Source organism: Streptomyces sp. NPDC007346, from assembly GCF_040703535.1.
Taxonomy (GTDB): Bacteria; Actinomycetota; Actinomycetes; order Streptomycetales; family Streptomycetaceae; genus Streptomyces.
In genome coordinates this window covers 37,558-53,927 of the sequence record NZ_JBEYKR010000004.1, presented here as the reverse complement: position 1 = coordinate 53,927, position 16,370 = coordinate 37,558, and the positions used below count along the sequence as shown (strand labels likewise).

At 72.5% G+C, this 16,370-nt stretch carries 12 protein-coding genes, 3 tRNA genes and 1 pseudogene; 9 read left to right on the top strand and 7 right to left on the bottom strand.

The window, feature by feature from the left end; translation table 11 throughout:
• The first annotated feature begins 209 nt into the window (after positions 1–209).
• The 4 genes and pseudogenes from AB0917_RS02340 to AB0917_RS02325 all read left to right on the top strand — a co-directional run bounded on the left by AB0917_RS02340 (position 210) and on the right by AB0917_RS02325 (position 1,763).
• A complete protein-coding gene (locus AB0917_RS02340; RefSeq protein WP_366817560.1) occupies positions 210–356 on the top strand; it encodes a hypothetical protein in 147 nt (48 codons plus the stop codon).
• Between the two features lie 117 nt (positions 357–473).
• Positions 474–674 (top strand): annotated as a pseudogene (locus tag AB0917_RS02335) (radical SAM protein); the annotation flags it as partial.
• Entirely contained in the window at positions 671–808 is a 138-nt protein-coding gene (locus tag AB0917_RS02330; protein ID WP_366817559.1) for a hypothetical protein, read from the top strand. The pseudogene AB0917_RS02335 and the gene AB0917_RS02330, both read left to right, overlap by 4 nt.
• Before the next feature lie 82 nt (positions 809–890).
• On the top strand, positions 891–1,763 hold the full coding sequence (locus AB0917_RS02325) for an aminoglycoside phosphotransferase (protein ID WP_366817558.1): 873 nt from the start codon (positions 891–893) through the stop codon (positions 1,761–1,763).
• 62 nt (positions 1,764–1,825) lie between these two features.
• Here the strand turns inward: AB0917_RS02325 and AB0917_RS02320 are convergent.
• Together AB0917_RS02320 and AB0917_RS02315 are read right to left on the bottom strand one after the other, a co-directional pair.
• Positions 1,826–1,898, bottom strand: a tRNA-Arg gene (locus AB0917_RS02320).
• Positions 1,899–2,150: 252 nt separating this feature from the next.
• Positions 2,151–2,241, bottom strand: a tRNA-Ser gene (locus tag AB0917_RS02315).
• Positions 2,242–2,639: 398 nt separating this feature from the next.
• Here AB0917_RS02315 and AB0917_RS02310 point away from each other — a divergent pair.
• Both AB0917_RS02310 and AB0917_RS02305 read left to right on the top strand, forming a co-directional pair.
• The gene (locus AB0917_RS02310; protein WP_366817557.1) at positions 2,640–3,197 is read left to right on the top strand and encodes an SSI family serine proteinase inhibitor; all 558 of its coding nucleotides are present in this window, start codon (positions 2,640–2,642) and stop codon (positions 3,195–3,197) included.
• Positions 3,198–3,422: 225 nt separating this feature from the next.
• A complete protein-coding gene (locus AB0917_RS02305; RefSeq protein ID WP_366817556.1) occupies positions 3,423–7,898 on the top strand; it encodes a PAS domain-containing protein in 4,476 nt (1,491 codons plus the stop codon).
• A gap of 91 nt (positions 7,899–7,989) precedes the next feature.
• On the opposite strand, the gene AB0917_RS02300 is transcribed toward AB0917_RS02305, so the two are convergent.
• The 3 genes from AB0917_RS02300 to AB0917_RS02290 all read right to left on the bottom strand — a co-directional run bounded on the left by AB0917_RS02300 (position 7,990) and on the right by AB0917_RS02290 (position 11,246).
• Positions 7,990–9,642 carry a long-chain fatty acid--CoA ligase gene (locus tag AB0917_RS02300; RefSeq protein WP_366817555.1) on the bottom strand — a complete coding sequence of 551 codons (1,653 nt, stop codon included), beginning with the start codon at positions 9,640–9,642 and terminating at the stop codon, positions 7,990–7,992.
• 146 nt (positions 9,643–9,788) lie between these two features.
• Positions 9,789–10,355, bottom strand: a complete 567-nt coding sequence (locus tag AB0917_RS02295; RefSeq protein ID WP_366817554.1) for a SigE family RNA polymerase sigma factor — start codon at positions 10,353–10,355, stop codon at positions 9,789–9,791.
• Positions 10,356–10,931: 576 nt separating this feature from the next.
• Positions 10,932–11,246: a hypothetical protein gene (locus AB0917_RS02290; RefSeq protein WP_366817553.1), complete on the bottom strand. Its 315-nt coding sequence runs from the start codon at positions 11,244–11,246 to the stop codon at positions 10,932–10,934.
• Positions 11,247–11,578: 332 nt separating this feature from the next.
• Between AB0917_RS02290 and AB0917_RS02285 the strand changes: the two genes are divergently transcribed.
• Both AB0917_RS02285 and AB0917_RS02280 read left to right on the top strand, forming a co-directional pair.
• Positions 11,579–12,460, top strand: coding sequence for a bifunctional DNA primase/polymerase (locus AB0917_RS02285; protein ID WP_366817552.1), 882 nt, complete (start codon positions 11,579–11,581; stop codon positions 12,458–12,460).
• 332 nt (positions 12,461–12,792) lie between these two features.
• A complete protein-coding gene (locus tag AB0917_RS02280; RefSeq protein ID WP_366817551.1) occupies positions 12,793–13,167 on the top strand; it encodes a hypothetical protein in 375 nt (124 codons plus the stop codon).
• Positions 13,168–13,428: 261 nt separating this feature from the next.
• Here the strand turns inward: AB0917_RS02280 and AB0917_RS02275 are convergent.
• Positions 13,429–13,518, bottom strand: a tRNA-Ser gene (locus AB0917_RS02275).
• A gap of 84 nt (positions 13,519–13,602) precedes the next feature.
• On the bottom strand, positions 13,603–15,324 hold the full coding sequence (locus AB0917_RS02270) for a trypsin-like peptidase domain-containing protein (RefSeq protein ID WP_366817550.1): 1,722 nt from the start codon (positions 15,322–15,324) through the stop codon (positions 13,603–13,605).
• A 201-nt stretch (positions 15,325–15,525) separates the two neighbouring features.
• Between AB0917_RS02270 and AB0917_RS02265 the strand changes: the two genes are divergently transcribed.
• Positions 15,526–16,362: a glycerophosphodiester phosphodiesterase gene (locus AB0917_RS02265; protein WP_366817549.1), complete on the top strand. Its 837-nt coding sequence runs from the start codon at positions 15,526–15,528 to the stop codon at positions 16,360–16,362.
• Positions 16,363–16,370: the final 8 nt, after the last annotated feature.

Here is a 16,370-nt window from a genome sequence, read left to right as displayed (position 1 = left end):
GGGGCAGTCGCTGAGCGCGAGCGGTTAGTTCGTAGTGAGGACGTGGGCGATGGTGCGCATGTCGTCGATGATCGCGTCGGCTTGCGCTTCGGTGAAAGGCTGGGCCTTGTGGGCCTTGTGGGCGTAGGCGATCACTGTTGCCCCGGCGGCCTGGGCTGCCTGGATGTCTGTGAGCGAGTCACTCTGCCTGCTGCCCCCAAGGGGAAACCGTGCCGTCGTTCAAGATCAATGTTTCATCCGCTGACGTGTTCGTGGCGACACCTCCGGCCTCGAAGCTCGCGAGCGAGCAGGCCGGTGAGACCGCGGTGGACCGGGAGTCCGGTGCCCAGCCCGCGACGTTGAGCCTGCTGCTCTGAGTCAAGGGGAAGGGCAGCCTCCACCAGGTCACCGCGTCCAGTACAGGTCTCCCAGAGGACCCGGGCCGCTACCCGCCGTACGACTTCCCCCGTGCTCGAAGCAGGAACAGAGTGCCCGTCGACCTCATGTCCGAGGGCCTGGACGGACTCCTCCGTCTGCCCGGCATCGCCGATGCCCAGACGCTTCGCACCGATGGCTGCGGCGGCTGTCGGCTCTCCGGCACCTGCCGGGTCTGCCGACCGCTCGCCAAGGCGTACCAGGAGGCGAAGGCACCACTGAACACCTACTGCCAACACGGAAGCGAGGAAGCGTCATGACCGCTGTCATGGTGGAGATCGGCCCCCGACCGCCGGTGCCGGAGGAGCCCCAGGGGGTGATCCTCCTGGATGACCTCGAGGTGCTGACCGAGGGCGCCGTCCCAGGCTGCAACGACGACAACCCGTACCGGTAGACAACCGGCCGGACAGAACCACGGGGGCTTCGGGACGTTCTTCCACCCGAAGTCCCCGCCCCTCCTGGAAGAATGAAGCCCCATGGCGACCACCCGCATCGGCCTCGACCGGCTGCCGCCCGCCGCCCTCACCGCCGTCGAAGAACACACCGGCTCCCTCCTCACAGTCGATGAAACGGCCGAGGGCTTCAACAGCGAGATCGCGGCCCGCATCACCTCCGCCACGGGCACTTGGCACATCAAGGGCCTACGCACCGAACACCCCCGCGCCTGGACCCAGCACCGGGAGGCCGCCATCGCCCCCTTCCTCACCGGCCTGGCCCCCGCCCTCCGCTGGCGCGTCGAAGCCGCAGGCTGGGACATCCTCGGCTTCGAAGCCCTCACCGGCCACCATGCCGACTACGCCCCCGGCTCCCCCGACCTCCCCGAAGTCGCCGCCCTCCTGCGCCGCCTGGGCGAGACCCCGTGCCCCGGCATCGAACTACGTCACGCCGAACAGCGCCTGGAGCACTACGCCGCCCACCCCGACGACCTCCGCTTCTTCGCCGGGACCCACCTGCTCCACACCGACCTGAACAACGCCAACGTCCTCGTCGACGCTCACGCACCCCAGGGCGACCGGGCCCGCCTGGTCGACTGGGCCTGGGCCACCCGTGGAGCGGCCTGGCTCGACGCCGGCTACTGGATCATCTGGCTCATCGCCGCCGGTCACGCCCCCGCATCCGCCGAACACTGGGCCGCCGAGATCCCCTCCTGGCACACCGCCCCCGCCGAGGGCATCACCGCCTTCGCCGCCGCCAACCACAACCTGTGGTCCGAGATCAGCAACGGCGACCCTGATCCGTGGGCCCTGCGCCTCACGACCGCCGCGACCGCCTGGCACGCACACCAGAGTTGGTTGAGCCGGACTCTCCGCCCAGCGAGGCAAGATCAACAAAGATGTGAGAAAAAGTGAGATCACACGAGGAAGGCCCCAAACCTCTGAGAAGGTTTGGGGCCTTGACCTGGTACTTCTTGTGCACTCGGCAGGATTCGAACCTGCAACCTTCTGATCCGTAGTCAGATGCTCTATCCGTTAAGCTACGAGTGCTTGGCGTTCCGGGCTTTTCTGCCTGGTCGGCGTTGCGGGAACAACATTACATGACCTGCGCCGTGACGCGAAATCCATTGCCTGCACCCCACCTGACCTGCGGAAACACCCTTCTGGGGCCGATCTCGGCCGCCCCCTTGACCACGCCGGACGGACGACACGGATGGCGCGGGGTGGCGCGGACGACACGGACGGCCCCGCGCCAGGAACGGCCGAAGCCCCGTGCCAGGGGCACGGGGCTTCGGGGTGGAGCGGAGGCGGAGGGATTTGAACCCTCGATGGGCTTTAAGACCCAAACCGCATTAGCAGTGCGGCGCCATAGACCGGACTAGGCGACGCCTCCTCCACACACCTCGCGCGGACGCGAGTGGTGCGTGCAGATGATGACACAGTCGAACGCCGTGCCACCAATCGCCGCTCACGTTACTAGCCATGCGGGGGCCAGAGCAAAGCACTTCGGCGTGGTGGCGCAACGTCCGGGCGGCAGGCGCGTTAGAGAGGCGTGGGGGCTTCGGCCTCCGCCGGTCGGGGCGGCCCGGAGCGATCGGGAGCGATCGGCCCGCCGCCCGCCTCTCCGTCCTTCCGCTCCGTCCCCGCTACTCCGCCGTTCGTCGCGCTTCACCCGTCGTTCGGCGCCCGTCGTTCGTCGCCCGTCATCCCGTCGTCCGCATCCCGTCGTCCGTCGCATCCGCGGTCGCCCGTGATGCAGAGATTCCGGGGTGCAGAGATACAGGAGCCCGCATGTTGCGCCGTCTCGCTCTCGCCGCCGTCGTATCGCTCGCCGCCCTGTCCACCACCGCACCCGCCGCGACCGCCTCCGGCCCGCTGCCCTCCGCCGTGCCCACCTCCGGGCCCCTCTCCGCCGCCCATCCCGCGCTCGGGCCGCTGCCTGTGCCGCTCCCGCCGCTCCCCTCGTTCCTGGGCGGCGGCAACGGCAACGGCGGGGGCAAGGAGGAGCCCGCCGCGCGGACCCGGCTCACCGTGACCGTGGAGCGCTCCGGGGTCGCCGGGGCCGACGGGACGTTCGAGCTGACCTGCGGGCCGACCGGGGGCACGCACCCGGAGCGGCAGGGCGCCTGCGACCGGCTCGCGGAGGCCGGCGCCACCCGGGCGGGGCAGGAGCTGTTCCGGGCGGCGCCCGAGGGCACCATGTGCACCATGATCTACGGAGGCGACGCCTCCGCCCGCATCGTCGGGACGTGGGAGGGCAGGGCCGTGGACACCACCGTGACCCGGGGCGACGGCTGCGAGATCTCGCGCTGGAACAACCTGGTGCCGGTGCTCCCCGACGTCCGATAGGTCCCGTACCACCGAGCGTCCGCGCACGTCACAGGGTGCGCGGACGCTCACTTCTCAGGCAGGTGGCGGGGGCGCCGCGCACAGAACCTTGGTGAGAGCTCCCCCTCATCCGCCGCCCCCAGCCCCTCCCCTGGCCTTAGACTCCTCCAGTGACAGTCTGCGGCCCGAGGGGCAAGATGGGGCCCGCTGTCGGCAAGGTGCGGTAATCAGGGAGGAAGCGTCGTCGTGAGCAGCAGGCCATCCCGAGGCACTGCTCGCCTCGCAGCCATACTCGATGCCCTTCCGGACGGGCTTCTGCTCGTCAATTGCAACGGCACGGTCGTCAACGCCAACGCCATCGCCCTCGAAATGTTCGAGACCCCGGGCACCGCGCTCGTCGGTCGCGGACTGCTGGATCTGCTGCCGGAGTTCGACTCCCAGCTGATCCCGGGATCGATGCGCCGGCCCGAGGCTGCGGACGAGCAGGGCAGGACCAAGCCGACGCGCATGGTCGCGCGCCGCACGGACCGGCACGAGTACCCGGTCGAGGTCACCAGCGCGAGCCTGGACAGCGGTCAGGCCGCGTACAACGACATCCACTCCAGCTACACCGGTGACGAGCTGCTCATGCTCGTCGTACGGGACCTCTCCGGCACCGTCGACACCGAGGCCGAGCTGGCCCGTTCGCAGCGCCAGACCGAGATGATCCTGCGCGCCGCCTCCGAGGGCGTCGTGGGCACCGACACGGACGGGCGCGTCGTCCTCGTCAACCCCGCCGCCGCCCAGATCCTCGGCTTCCGGGCCAGTGACCTCGGCGGCCAGGAGCTGCACCCGCTGATCCTGCACTCGCGGGCGGAGGGCGAGCCGTTCCCGTACGAGGAGTCGCCGCTCGCCGACACCCTCAAGTCCGGGCGCAAGCACCGCGTACGCGGCCAGGTGCTCTGGTCCAAGAGCGGTGCTCAGGTGCCGGTGGACCTGACGACCGCGCCGGTGCGCGACGGGGACCAGCTCGTCGGCGCCGTGATGACCTTCACCGACCGCAGGCCGTACGAGGAACTCTCCGCCCAGCACAAGAACGTCGTCGCCGAGCTGACCACGAGCCACTCCGACGAGGTCACCGCCCTCAAGGAGGCTCAAGCGGCCGAGCTGGAGGCGCTCAAGGAGGCCCACGCCGCCGAGCTGGCCGACCGGAGCGAGCGGTACGCCGCCGAGCTGGAGGAGCAGACCGAGCGGATCGCCGCCCTGGGCGCCCAGCACTCCCAGCTCACGGCCGTCCTCGGCGGTTCGCTGCGCGGGCCCCTGGAGGAGCTGCGCGGTGAGCTGTCCACGCTCGCCGCCGACCCGGCCGGGCAGCTGTGGCCCGAGGCCAACCAGATCCTGCACCACCTGGCCGCCGGGTACGCCCGGATGACCACCCTCGTCGACAACGTGCTGGGCTACCAGCGCCTCGACTCCGGCGTGGAGGGGCTGCACAAGGCCCCCGCGATGGTCGACGGGATCGTGACGGGCGGTATCGACGGAGCGGTCGAGCTGATCGGCCCGGGGCGCGCCCAGTTCGCCGTGCACGCCCCGCCGATCGAGGCCGAGGTCGACGCGCGTCAGCTCGCCACCGCCCTCGCCCATCTGGTCGCGGACGTCTGCGGCGTCGACTCGACGGGCAAGACCCGGACCGTTCCCGGCACCGGTTACGTCGACTCGACGGTGGTCGTGGCCGCCGCCCAGCGCGGTGACGCCGTCCGGATCGAGGTGCGCGGGCCGTTCGCCGGGGGAGACCCGGTGCACGAGCCGATCGTGCGCGGCATCGTCCAGGCCCACGGCGGTGTCCTCCAGACGCACGAGATGCCGGGGATGAGCGGCAGCGCGTACGTGCTCGACATCCCGATCGGCGCCGGCTCGGGCACCATCGCGCCCCCGGAAGCCCCTGTGGAGCCGGCCGTGGCTCCGCAGCCGCCCTCCCCCGAGGGTGTCGGGGCGCCGGGTGTCACCAGTGGCGGGCGGCGCCGGGCGCGCCGGTCGTCGACCGACGCGTTCCTGGGCAGCCCCGGCGGAGCGCCCGAGGCCGAAGCGGTCGCCGCCGAGGCAGGGGTCCCGGGAGCGGCAGGACCGGGGGACGGTCCCGTCGCCGAGCCGACCGGGCGGCGCCGGGCCCGCCGTGGGCCCGCGGCGCCCGAGGAGACGGCTCCCGAGCTGATCCCGGCCCAACAGGCCGGCGAGGGGTCGGGGCGCAGGCGTGGACGGCCCAGCCCGGCGGAGATCGGCGCGGCGGTGGGCAGCGGTCCGGCGGAGACCGGCGCGGCGGGGAGCGGTGCTCCTCAGGGCGGTCCGCCGCAGATCGGGCCGCCCGAAATCGGCCTGCCTCAGGGCGGTCCGTCCCAGAACGTTCTGCCTCCGGTCGGTTCGTCGCACGTCGGTCCGGCCGGGCCCGGAGCGTCGGAGGCCGAGCAGGGGGCAGCCCAGCTGCAAGCTCAGCAGCCCCAGCCCCAGCAACGCCAGGCCCTCGCGCTGACCTCCGCCGCGCCCGCCGCGCCTTCCGAGGGGTCCGTCGTCACCGCGGCCGAGGGTGCCCAGGGCGCCGGGCGCCCCCAGCGCGGGCAGACCGTGCCCCCGCAGGGCGTCCCGGCCGACCCGCAGCAGCCGGTACCGCCCTCCGGGCGTCGGGCACGGCGCGAGGGGGAGCACCGCCCGGCGCTCCCCGCCCTCGCGGCCGGCAACGGCGGTACGGGCTCCGAGCAGGGCCGGAGCGGCCAGAGCGGCCAGAACCAGCCCCTGGGCGAGGCCCACGCCCTCGGCCAGGCACAAGGGCAGGCATCGACCCCGGCTCCAGCCCAGGCACAGGCACAGGCCCAGCAGCCCGGTGGGCGACGGGCCCGCCGAGCCCTGGCCGCCGCCCAGGAGCGCACCGCAGCCGAGGCCGGTCCGCGTACCGCCTTCGCCCTGCCGCCCGCCGACGCCGACCGGGCACCGACCGCCCCGGACACCGCCCCCGAGGCCGCACCCGCGCCCGTACAGGCACCGGTCAACGCCCCCGTCCCCCCGCCCGGCGACGAGAACCACCACGCGCGCACCGCCCCGGAGGCCGGTCACACGCCCCCGCAGGCCCACCCCATGCCCCCGCACGCACCCCACGCCGACTGGCCCGGCACCCCGGACCAGGGCTCCGGCGACGGCGTACCGCTCCACGGCCCGGACACGGCGCCGGACGAGCAGCCCTGGGGCGCCGCACCGCAGGTCCCGGCCCCCGACGCGGCCCCGCACGGCCCCCGCCCCGCACCGGACGACCGGTCCTGGGGCGGCACCGGCCGGACCGCCCACACCACCGGCACCGCGGCCGTCCCCGCGGCGCACCCGGCCGACTCCGACGCGGGCCTCGCGGTGCCGGATGCCCGGCGGCAGCCGTTGCCCGCCGAGGAGCCGATGGCGGGCGGTGGCCCGGACTCCACCCAGGGGCGGGCGTTCAGCGTGCGGACGCTGGGCCAGGGGGTGCCGTTCGCGCAGCACCTCCCTCACCAGCCGCACCAGCCCGCCCAGCCCAACCAACTCGCTCAGCCCGGCCAGCCCGCACAGCCGAACCAGCCCGGCCAGCCCGGCCAGCCCGGCCAGCCCGGCCAGCAGCAGAGCCTCGGCGGTGCCGGCCGGCGCCGCAAGCTCGCCGCTCCTCCCGAGGGCGAGCGCCCCACCGCCCAGCCGTCCACCACCGGCACGGACCCCGCCGCCCCGGACGCACAGAGCCAGCACCCCCAGGGCCCCCAGCCCGCTCAAGCGCCCCAGGGACCCCAGCCGCCCCAGACACCCGCGACCAACCCCAACCCCAACCCCAGCTCCGCCCCTGCCTCCGGCTCCGGTTCCGGCCAGTTGCTGGCGCCTCCGGTGGCCGAGGGGCGCGCGTACGCCATAGGGGCGCCCGACGAGGGTGCCGAGGGCCCGGAGCCGCTGGACGGGCCCGGCGGCGCGGTGGAGGTCGCCAACCGGCCGCAGCCCCACCCCCTCGACGACGAGCTGCCGCCCGAGCCGCTGGACAACCCGCGCCGGCTGCTCGTCTGGCCCGCCCCCGACGTACCGACCCAGCAGGCGCTCAGCGACCGGGGCTACCGTCCGGTGATCGTCAACTCCCGTGAGGAGGTCGACGCCCAGATCGCCGCGTTCCCCGCCGCGCTCTTCGTCGACCCGCTGACCGGTCCCATCACGCGTACGGCGTTGCAGTCGCTGCGCCAGGCAGCGGTCGCCGCCGAGGTCCCGGTGCTGGTCACGGCCGGTCTGGGGCAGGCGACCCGGGAGGCCGCGTACGGGGCCGACCCGGCCGTGCTCCTCAAGGCGCTGGCCCCCCGCGACAGCGAGCAGCACCCGCCCCGCGTCCTCCTGATCGAGGAGCACGAGGAGATCGCGGCGGCGCTGGCCCAGACCCTGGAGCGGCGCGGGATGCAGATCGCCCGCGCGGCGACCGACAGCGAGGCCGTCGACCTGGCGGGCCGGATGCGGCCGAACCTGGTGGTCATGGACCTGATGCAGGTACGCCGCCGGCGCGCCGGGATCATCGACTGGCTACGGGCCAACGGACAGCTGAACCGCACTCCGCTGGTCGTCTACACCTCGGCCGGGATGGACCCCTCGGAGCTGCCGCGGCTCGCTTCCGGGGAAACCGTTCTCTTCCTGGCGGAGCGGTCCACCAGCGACGAGGTGCAGTCCCGGATCGTCGACCTGCTGGCGAAGATAGGCACCAACTAGGAACCCAGGACGCACGCACACAACAGGGCGGGGGCGGTACGGATGATCCGTACCGCCCCCGCCCTGTTTCACGTGAAACCAAGACGAGAGGTCAGAGCTGGGTGACGTCCAGCTCCCCGTCCGCGTACTGCTTCCGGATCACCTTCTTGTCGAACTTGCCGACGCTCGTCTTCGGTACGGCGGGGATCACCGACCAGCGCTCCGGCAGCTGCCACTTCGCGATGCCCGACTCGGCGAGGAACGCCTTCAGCGCCTCGTAGTCGGTCCCGGCCGTGCCCTCCTTGAGGACCACCGTCGCCAGCGGCCGCTCGCCCCACTTCTCGTCCGGTACGGCGACGACGGCCGCCTCCGCGACGTCCGGGTGGGCCATCAGCGCGTTCTCCAGGTCGACGCTGGAGATCCACTCGCCACCCGACTTGATGACGTCCTTGGCCCGGTCGGTGAGGGTGAGATAGCCGTCGCTGCTGATCAGGCCGACGTCGCCGGTCTTCAGCCAGCCGTCCTCGCTGAACTTGTCCTCGGGCCGCAGGTGCTCGCCGTCGGCCCCGCCGTAGTACGAGGCGGCGATCCAGGCACCACGGACCTCCAGCTCACCGGCCGACTCGCCGTCCCACGGCAGGTGCTCGCCCGCCGGACCGACCAGCCGGGCCTCCACACCGGCCGGGAAGCGGCCCTGGGTGATGCGGTACGGCCACTCCTCCTCGGCGCTCAGTCCGGCCGGCGGGTGGGCCATGGTGCCCAGCGGCGAGGTCTCCGTCATGCCCCAGGCGTGGCAGAGCCGGACACCGAGCTTGTCGTACGCCTCCATCAGGGAGGGCGGGCAGGCCGCGCCGCCGATGGTCACGTTGGCCATGGAGGTGAGGTCGCGCGGGTTGGCGGTGACCTCGGCGAGGAGTCCCTGCCAGATGGTGGGGACCGCGGCGGCGTGCGTGGGGCGCTCGCGCTCGATCATCTCGGCGAGGGGCGCGGGCTGGAGGAAGCGGTCCGGCATGAGCATGTTGACGCCGCTCATGAACGTGGCGTGCGGCAGCCCCCAGGCGTTCACGTGAAATTGGGGGACGACGACGAGCGTGGTGTCCTTGTCGGTCAGCCCCATCGACTCGGACATGTTGACCTGCATGGAGTGCAGGTAGATCGAGCGGTGGGAGTAGACGACGCCCTTGGGGTCCCCGGTGGTGCCGGAGGTGTAACACATGGCCGCGGCCTGGCGTTCGTCCAGCTCGGGCCAGTCGTACGTGGTCGGGCGGCCCGCGATCAGCTCCTCGTACTCGTGCACGCGCGGCGCGACCCCGGCGAGCGCCGAGCGGTCGCCGGGCCCGGACACGACCACGTGCTCGACGCTCGGGAGGTGGGGCAGGAGCGGCACGAGGAGCGGCAGCAGTGTGCCGTCCGCGATCACCACCTTGTCGTCCGCGTGGTTGACGATCCAGGCGAGTTGTTCGGGCGGCAGCCGGAGGTTGAGGGTGTGGAGCACGGCGCCCATGGAGGGGATCGCGAGGTAGGCCTCCACATGGACGGCGTTGTTCCACATGAGGGTGGCGACCCGCTGGTCGCCGTCGATGCCCAGCTCGTCGCGGAGCGCGTTGGCCAGCTGGGTCGCGCGGGTGCCGATCTCGGCGAAGGTGCGTCGGTGCGGCTCGGGTTCGCCGGTCCAGGTCGTGACCTGCGACTTCCCATGGATCGTCATCCCGTGGTGCAGGATGCGGGTGACAGTCAGCGGTACGTCCTGCATGGTGCTCAGCACGGCGTCCTCCCGGTAGGCGCTACGCGGCAGTAAGGTTGCGCTGATTCTGCGCACATACCAAGCGGTATGTCACTACTGGCGGGAGAAAATTCCTGTCCGGGGGCGTTCCGGGCCCCGCGGAGCACTGTTCCGAGATCGCTGAGCCCTCAACGCACCGGCGTCAGCTCCGGGTCCTCACGGAGCTTGCCGAGGGCGCGGGAGACGGCGCTCTTCACCGTACCGACCGACACCCCGAGCACCTCGGCCGTCTGGGCCTCGCTGAGGTCCTCGTAGTACCGCAGGACGACCATCGCGCGCTGGCGGTCCGGGAGCTTGAGCACCGCGCGCCACATCGCGTCGTGCAGGGACTGCTGCTCGGCCGGATCGGGCGCCGGGACGCCGCCCTGCTCGGGCAGCTCCTCACAGGCGAACTCGTCGACCTTGCGCTTGCGCCACTGCGAGGTCCGGGTGTTCAGCAGCGCCCGGCGGACATAGCCGTCGAGCGCCCGGTGGTCCTCGATCCGCTCCCACGCGACGTACGTCTTGGCGAGCGCGGTCTGCAGCAGGTCCTCCGCGTCGCACGGGTTCGCGGTGAGCGAGCGCGCGGTGCGCAGCAGGACCGGGCCCCGGGCCCTGACGTACGAGGAGAACGACGCGTACGGCGTGTACGCGTGGTGGCCGGCGGCGGTGGCGGAAGCCGCCCTGGAGGCGCCCGTGCAGACTGGCGTGGTCATGTACCCAACGCTAGGAGCGGGGGCCGCCCGGGGGATCGCCCCCAGGTCCCGAAGCGCCGTCCGCCTCAGGTTGTAGGGGCAGCACACCCTCCACCTCCTGAAGGTGGAGGGCCCACGGCCGGGCCGTAGGGGTCCGCCCCCGACTCCGTACGGGGCCCCGCGCCGGTGACCAGCTGTCCGCGCCGGGGGCCCACCGCCTTCCGTACCGAGGGCCGGCCACCGTACGCGCCGAGGATCAGCCCCGGCAGCAGTCCAGCAGCCGCAGCGATTCGACGACCCAGCGGGAGGCCGCGCGATCGGTGGGCGTGATCGGCGAGCGTGACCGGTGGGCGTGATCGGTGATCGGTGATCGCGATCGGTGAGCGTGACCCGTGAGCGTGATCGGCTTCCCATGGAAGTACGCCGCCGGGTTCCGCGCGCCTGGCCGAGCGACGAGAACAACGGCGACAGCCCGTACGGGACACCGAAGTGCCGCCGCACGGGCTGCTGTTCAGACGACCGGCACCCACCCCCCGGGAGGCGCCGACCTCCTGTTCACCGAAGAGGCGTCACCCTAGGCGCACCGCCCACGGGACTTCACCAGAAGAACGGGGTGAAGTTCACGGCGACGCTGTGGTCCGACTGGTCGATGGCGGTGAAGGCCGACCCGCTCACCTGGGCCGAGGTGTTCTGGTTGGACGCGCCGGGTCCGACGGCCTGCTGCTGGGTGGTCGAGGAGTTGCCGGTGTTGTTGCCGCCGACGCCACTGCCGCCGACCGTCGCCACGGCCGCGTTCGATCCGTCGTTCGCGAAGGAGCCGTTGTCCGCCAGGGCCACTCCGCCGCAGAGCGCGACGGTCAGAGGCAGCGCGGCGACTGCGGCGAGAACACGAGCGGTACGGATGCTTGCCATGTCAATTCCTCCAGGGAACCGGAAGTGCGGCTTCAAAGGTCCATGTGCGGCTGGTTCCGGGGAAGTTGGCCGACCGCCCCGGCGCTGGTCACGACGTCGCGAGACCAGAGTTGCCCAGCACATCCCCGGCGAACCATGCTGTGCCGCCTGATTCCCCCGCAAGCATGAAGAAGAGGCGATAAACCTCCTATGCGGCAGGGAATGTCCAGGCGGGCGATGCCACCACGCCACCCCTTGCCCCACAGGAAAAAGCGTTTCGCCACTGCCCCCCTCCGCCCTCCCCACACCTTCCCCCACTTCCCATACTCGAACAGGTGTACGAGACTAGGCCCATGGCCACCATCGACCGGCAGACCGCCACCCTGGCCCTCGCCCACGCCCTCTCCGCCGCCGGGCGCGGGCTCCCCGTCTTCCCCCTGTCCGCCACCAAGCTCCCCGCGCTGCGCTCCCCCCACCACGGCGAGCAGCCGCCGGCCCACTGCCGGGGCGAGTGCGGGCTGCCGGGCCACGGGGTGCACGACGCCACCACCGACCCCGCGGCCATCCGCGCCCTCTTCGCCGCCGCACCCCGGGCCACCGGCTACGGCATCGCCTGCGGACGCGCCCCGCACCGGCTCATCGGCGTCGACCTGGACATCGACACCGCGCACGGCAACGACTCGGTGGGCGCCCTCCAGCAGCTGGCGCTCCAGCACCTGTTCACCATCCCGCCGACGGTCACCGTGCTCACCCCGAGCGGCGGCCGCCACCTCTGGCTCACCGCCCCCGCCGACACCACGGTCCCCAACTCGGCCGGCCGCCTCGCCCCCGGCATCGACGTCCGCGGCAACGGCGGCTACCTGGTCGGCCCCGGCTCGGTCACCACCCACGGCCGCTACCGCCTGGCACCCGGCACCGCCCATCTCCCCCCGGCCCCCTGCCCCCGCGCGCTGCTGCGCCTCCTGACGCCTCCACGACGCGAACCCAGCACTCCCGGCAGGGAAACGGCCCCCGGCCGCCGGGGCGAAGGCCTGATCCAGTTCGTCCTGGCGGCCCACGAGGGCCAGCGCAACACCCGCCTGTTCTGGGCGGCCTGCCGCGCCTACGAGCACGGCTTCGGTGACGCCCTGGCCGACGCCCTCACCACCGCCGCGGTCCGCACGGGCCTCACGGAGACGGAGGCCCGCGCCGCCATCGCCTCGGCGGAACGGCTGACACGGGGGCAGGGCTACTGAGTTCGCGGCGAGGGACGGAGGTGAGTGCGCGCAATCCTCCGTTGCCGGCCCCCGGCAACGAGCGGCGTACCTCTGTGCAGGAAACACCCGTACCGCTTCCGCCCTCACGACCACATCACGCAGGCCGACGGCACGTCCACCCGCACACGCCTCGGCGGCGACCCGCAGGAGCACCCGGTGGCCCGCCCGGGAACAAAGGTCGAGGTCACCTCCTGGCGGGCCCAGATCCGGTACGTGGACTCCGCATCCGCGCGGCGGTACACGAACGCGGACGTACGAGGCGACTACCGCACCCCCTCGGCCTCGGCATCGCCCTGTTCGGAGTGGCGGCCGTGCTGGGCACGCTCGCGACACGGTGGAGCAGTCGACGTACGGCCAAGGCCTACCCCTGGCAGACCGGTCTCACGGCCACCGGTGGGGTGGGCCCGGTCATCCTGGCGACCACCCTGGACCCGACGGGCGTCTTCCACCGCAAGGAGGTCCCGAGCACCCTCGCCCCACTCCGCCTCCGCCCGCCCTACAGAACGGGCAACCCCGAGGGCCCAGCCGTCGACAGCCGGTCGTTGGTGCTGGAGTGCGAGGACGGGGGCGTACGGGTCCTGGTCGTGGCCCGGAGAAAGGGCATGCCGGTGGTGCTGGGGGCCCTGGGGTCACTACAGCCGGCACCGGAATCGCCGAGCCGGACGACGAGGACGCGTTCTCGCTGACGTTCATGTGTGCCTTCACAGAGCCCAGCGCCCAGAGCCCAGCACCCAGAGCCCGGCACCCAGGACATCGCTCTCAGCTTCGACACCCATGCCTGCTCAACCCCCGTCCAGAACACCGTGTACGGGCGCGTACGACGGATGGAGCTGGACGGAGACACCCTCCGGGTGCCCCCGGGCCCCTCCTTCCGTCGCCCTCCCCGTACGAGCAGTACGCAACGAAAGCGGCCCCCGACCGATTCTCCTGGTCAGGGGCCGTTCACCTGGCGGTGGGTGTGGGATTTGAACCCACGGTGACATCGCTGCCACGACGGTTTTCAAGACCGTTCCCTTAGGCCGCTCGGGCAACCCACCCCGCGTCGGCGGCCCCGGGCCGTGACGGCCGATGGGCCGTCAGGCCCCGTGGGGCCGGTTCGACGCGTAGGACAGCCTAGCCGGTCAGTTGTCGCCTTCGCGCTGGCCCAGGGTGACTTCGGCCGTGGCGGTCTTGCCGTCGCGCTCGTACGTCAGGGTCACCTTCTCGCCGGGCTTGCGGGTCCAGATCTCGCCGATCAGGGTCGGGCCGCTGTCGATAACGGTGTCGTTGAACTTGGTGATCACGTCGCCCGGCTTCAAGCCCGCCTTGGCCGCCGGGCCGTCCGGGGTGATGGCGGGGGTGCCGCCCGCGCCCTCGGCGGAGATGGCGGCGCCGCCGGTCTTCTCCTCCATCGTCACCGTCGCGCCGATCACCGGGTAGACCGGCCTGCCCGTCTTGATCAGCTGCTCGGCGACGTTCTTCGCCTGGTTGATCGGGATCGCGAAGCCGAGGCCGATCGAGCCGGCCTGGGACTGGCCCAGGCCGCCGCCCGTCGACTGGATCGCGGAGTTGATGCCGATGACCGCGCCCGTCGCGTCCAGCAGCGGGCCGCCGGAGTTGCCCGGGTTGATCGAGGCGTCGGTCTGGAGGGCGCTCATGTACGAGTTCTTGCTGCTGGAGCCGTCCCCGGAGGCGACCGGGCGGTTCTTCGCGCTGATGATGCCTGTCGTGACCGTGTTGGACAGGCCGAAGGGGGCGCCGATCGCGATCGTCGAATCGCCGACCGCCACGCTCTCCGAGTTGCCGAGAGGGAGGGGGGTCAGACCCGACGGGGGGTTCTTGAGCTTGAGCACGGCCACGTCGTAGCCCTGGGCCCGGCCGACGACCTCGGCCGCGTACTTCTTGCCGTCGGAGAACGTCGCCGACAGTTCGCCGGACTCCGCCGCGGAGGCCACCACGTGGTTGTTCGTGAGGATGTGGCCCTCCTTGTCGTAGACGAAGCCCGTACCCGTGCCGCCCTCGCCGTCGCCGCCCTGCGCGTCGATCGTGACCACGCTGGGGAGCGCCTTCGCCGCGACCCCGGCCACGGTGCCCGCCGGGCGCTTGAGGTCCCTCGGGGAGTCCGATGCGGAGACCGTGGTCGAACTGCCGGAGGAGCCGTTGTCGTTGCGGTCGGCCGCCCAGTAGCCGAACGCGCCGCCGACGCCGCCCGCGACCAGTGCCGCCACCGCCACCGCCGCGACCAGTCCGCCCGCGCCCCGGCGCTTCCCGTTGCCGTGGGAGGGGCCGGGCTGCGGGACCGGGGCGCCCCAGACCGGGCCGTTGCCGCTCCCGTTGCCGATGCCGCCGCCGGGCGTGTGGGCCGCGCCGCCGCCGTACGACGGGACCGCGGGCGGGGGCGGGGGCCAGGAGGCGGCGTCGGCGGGGGGCTCGGGCGCTGCGCCGTACGGGGGGTGGGGCGGCTGGGAGGGCTGCTGCGGGGTGTGGGGCGAGTGAGAGGCGTGGACCTGGTGGGGCGCGGGCCCGCCGGGGTGTGCCGCGGAGTCCTGCGGGGCGGCCGCGTGCGTCGGGGAGCCCTGGTGCGTGGGGGTGTGGCGCGGTGCGTCCGCGTGCGCCGGAGTGGGGGGCGCGGCCGGGGCGGCCGGGGGCGTGGCCTCCGTACCGGAGCCGCCCGTGGACTCCTCGCGCACGCCGTCCGCCCTCGGAGGCGCCGGAGTCATGGTGCCGTCCGCGGTCGGAGGCGCCGGAGTCGTGGCGTCGTCCGCGGCCGGGTCGGGAGTGGTGGCCGGCACGGGAGGTGCGGGCGGAACGGACGGCACGGCCGGTACCGCGTTGCCCTCGGTGCCCTCGTTCTCGGTGCTCACAGCTCTTTACTCCTCGGTTCCACTCGGCATCCAGTCGGCGTTCGGCAAGAAATCCGCTGTGCACGTGTCTGCGGTCAGCTTTTCCCACAGCACGTCGGGCCACTGTAAGCAGGACCTGTGCATCCGCACACCAATCTTTACATCAGACAAAACAGACCTCCAGGGTGACATGTGCTCACCTACCCCCGTGGCGGTGACACCATGACGAAGGTGACCCACGCACGGCAGCGCAGCGCGCACACCTCGATCCAGGTCGTCGCCCATCGCGGGGCGTCCGACGATGCCCCCGAACACACCCTGGCCGCCTACCGCAAGGCGATCGAGGACGGTGCCGACGCCCTGGAGTGCGACGTCCGGCTGACCGCCGACGGCCACCTCGTCTGCGTACACGACCGCCGGGTGAACCGTACGTCGAACGGGCGCGGCGCCGTCTCCGCCCTGGAGCTCGCCGATCTCGCCGCCCTCGACTTCGGCTCCTGGAAGGACCACGAGGAGTCGCCGGACTGGGATCCGGTGCCGGGCGAGCTCACCTCCGTACTCACCCTGGAACGGCTCCTGGAGCTCTTCACCGAGGTGCGGGCCACCGGGCGGCCTCTCCAGCTGGCCATCGAGACGAAGCACCCCACCCGTTGGGCCGGACAGGTCGAGGAGCGGCTCCTGCACCTGCTGGACCGCTTCGGCCTGGCCTCACCGCCCGCCGACGAGCCCTCCCCCATCCGCATCATGAGCTTCTCCGGGCGCTCCCTGCACCGCGTCCAGGCCGCCGCCCCCACTCTGCCCACGGTCTACCTGATGCAGTTCGTGTCCCCCCGGCTGCGCGACGGACGGCTCCCCGCCGGTTCCCGGATCGCCGGCCCCGGCATGCGGATCGTGCGCAGCCACCCCGGATACATCGAGCGGCTGCACCGGGCGGGCCACCGGGTCCACGTGTGGACCGTGAACGAACCGGCCGACGTGGAGCTCTGCGCCGAACTCGGCGTCGAAGCGATCATCACCAACCGGCCGAAGCAGGTTCTGTCCCAACTGGGCCGCATTTAGCACACAAC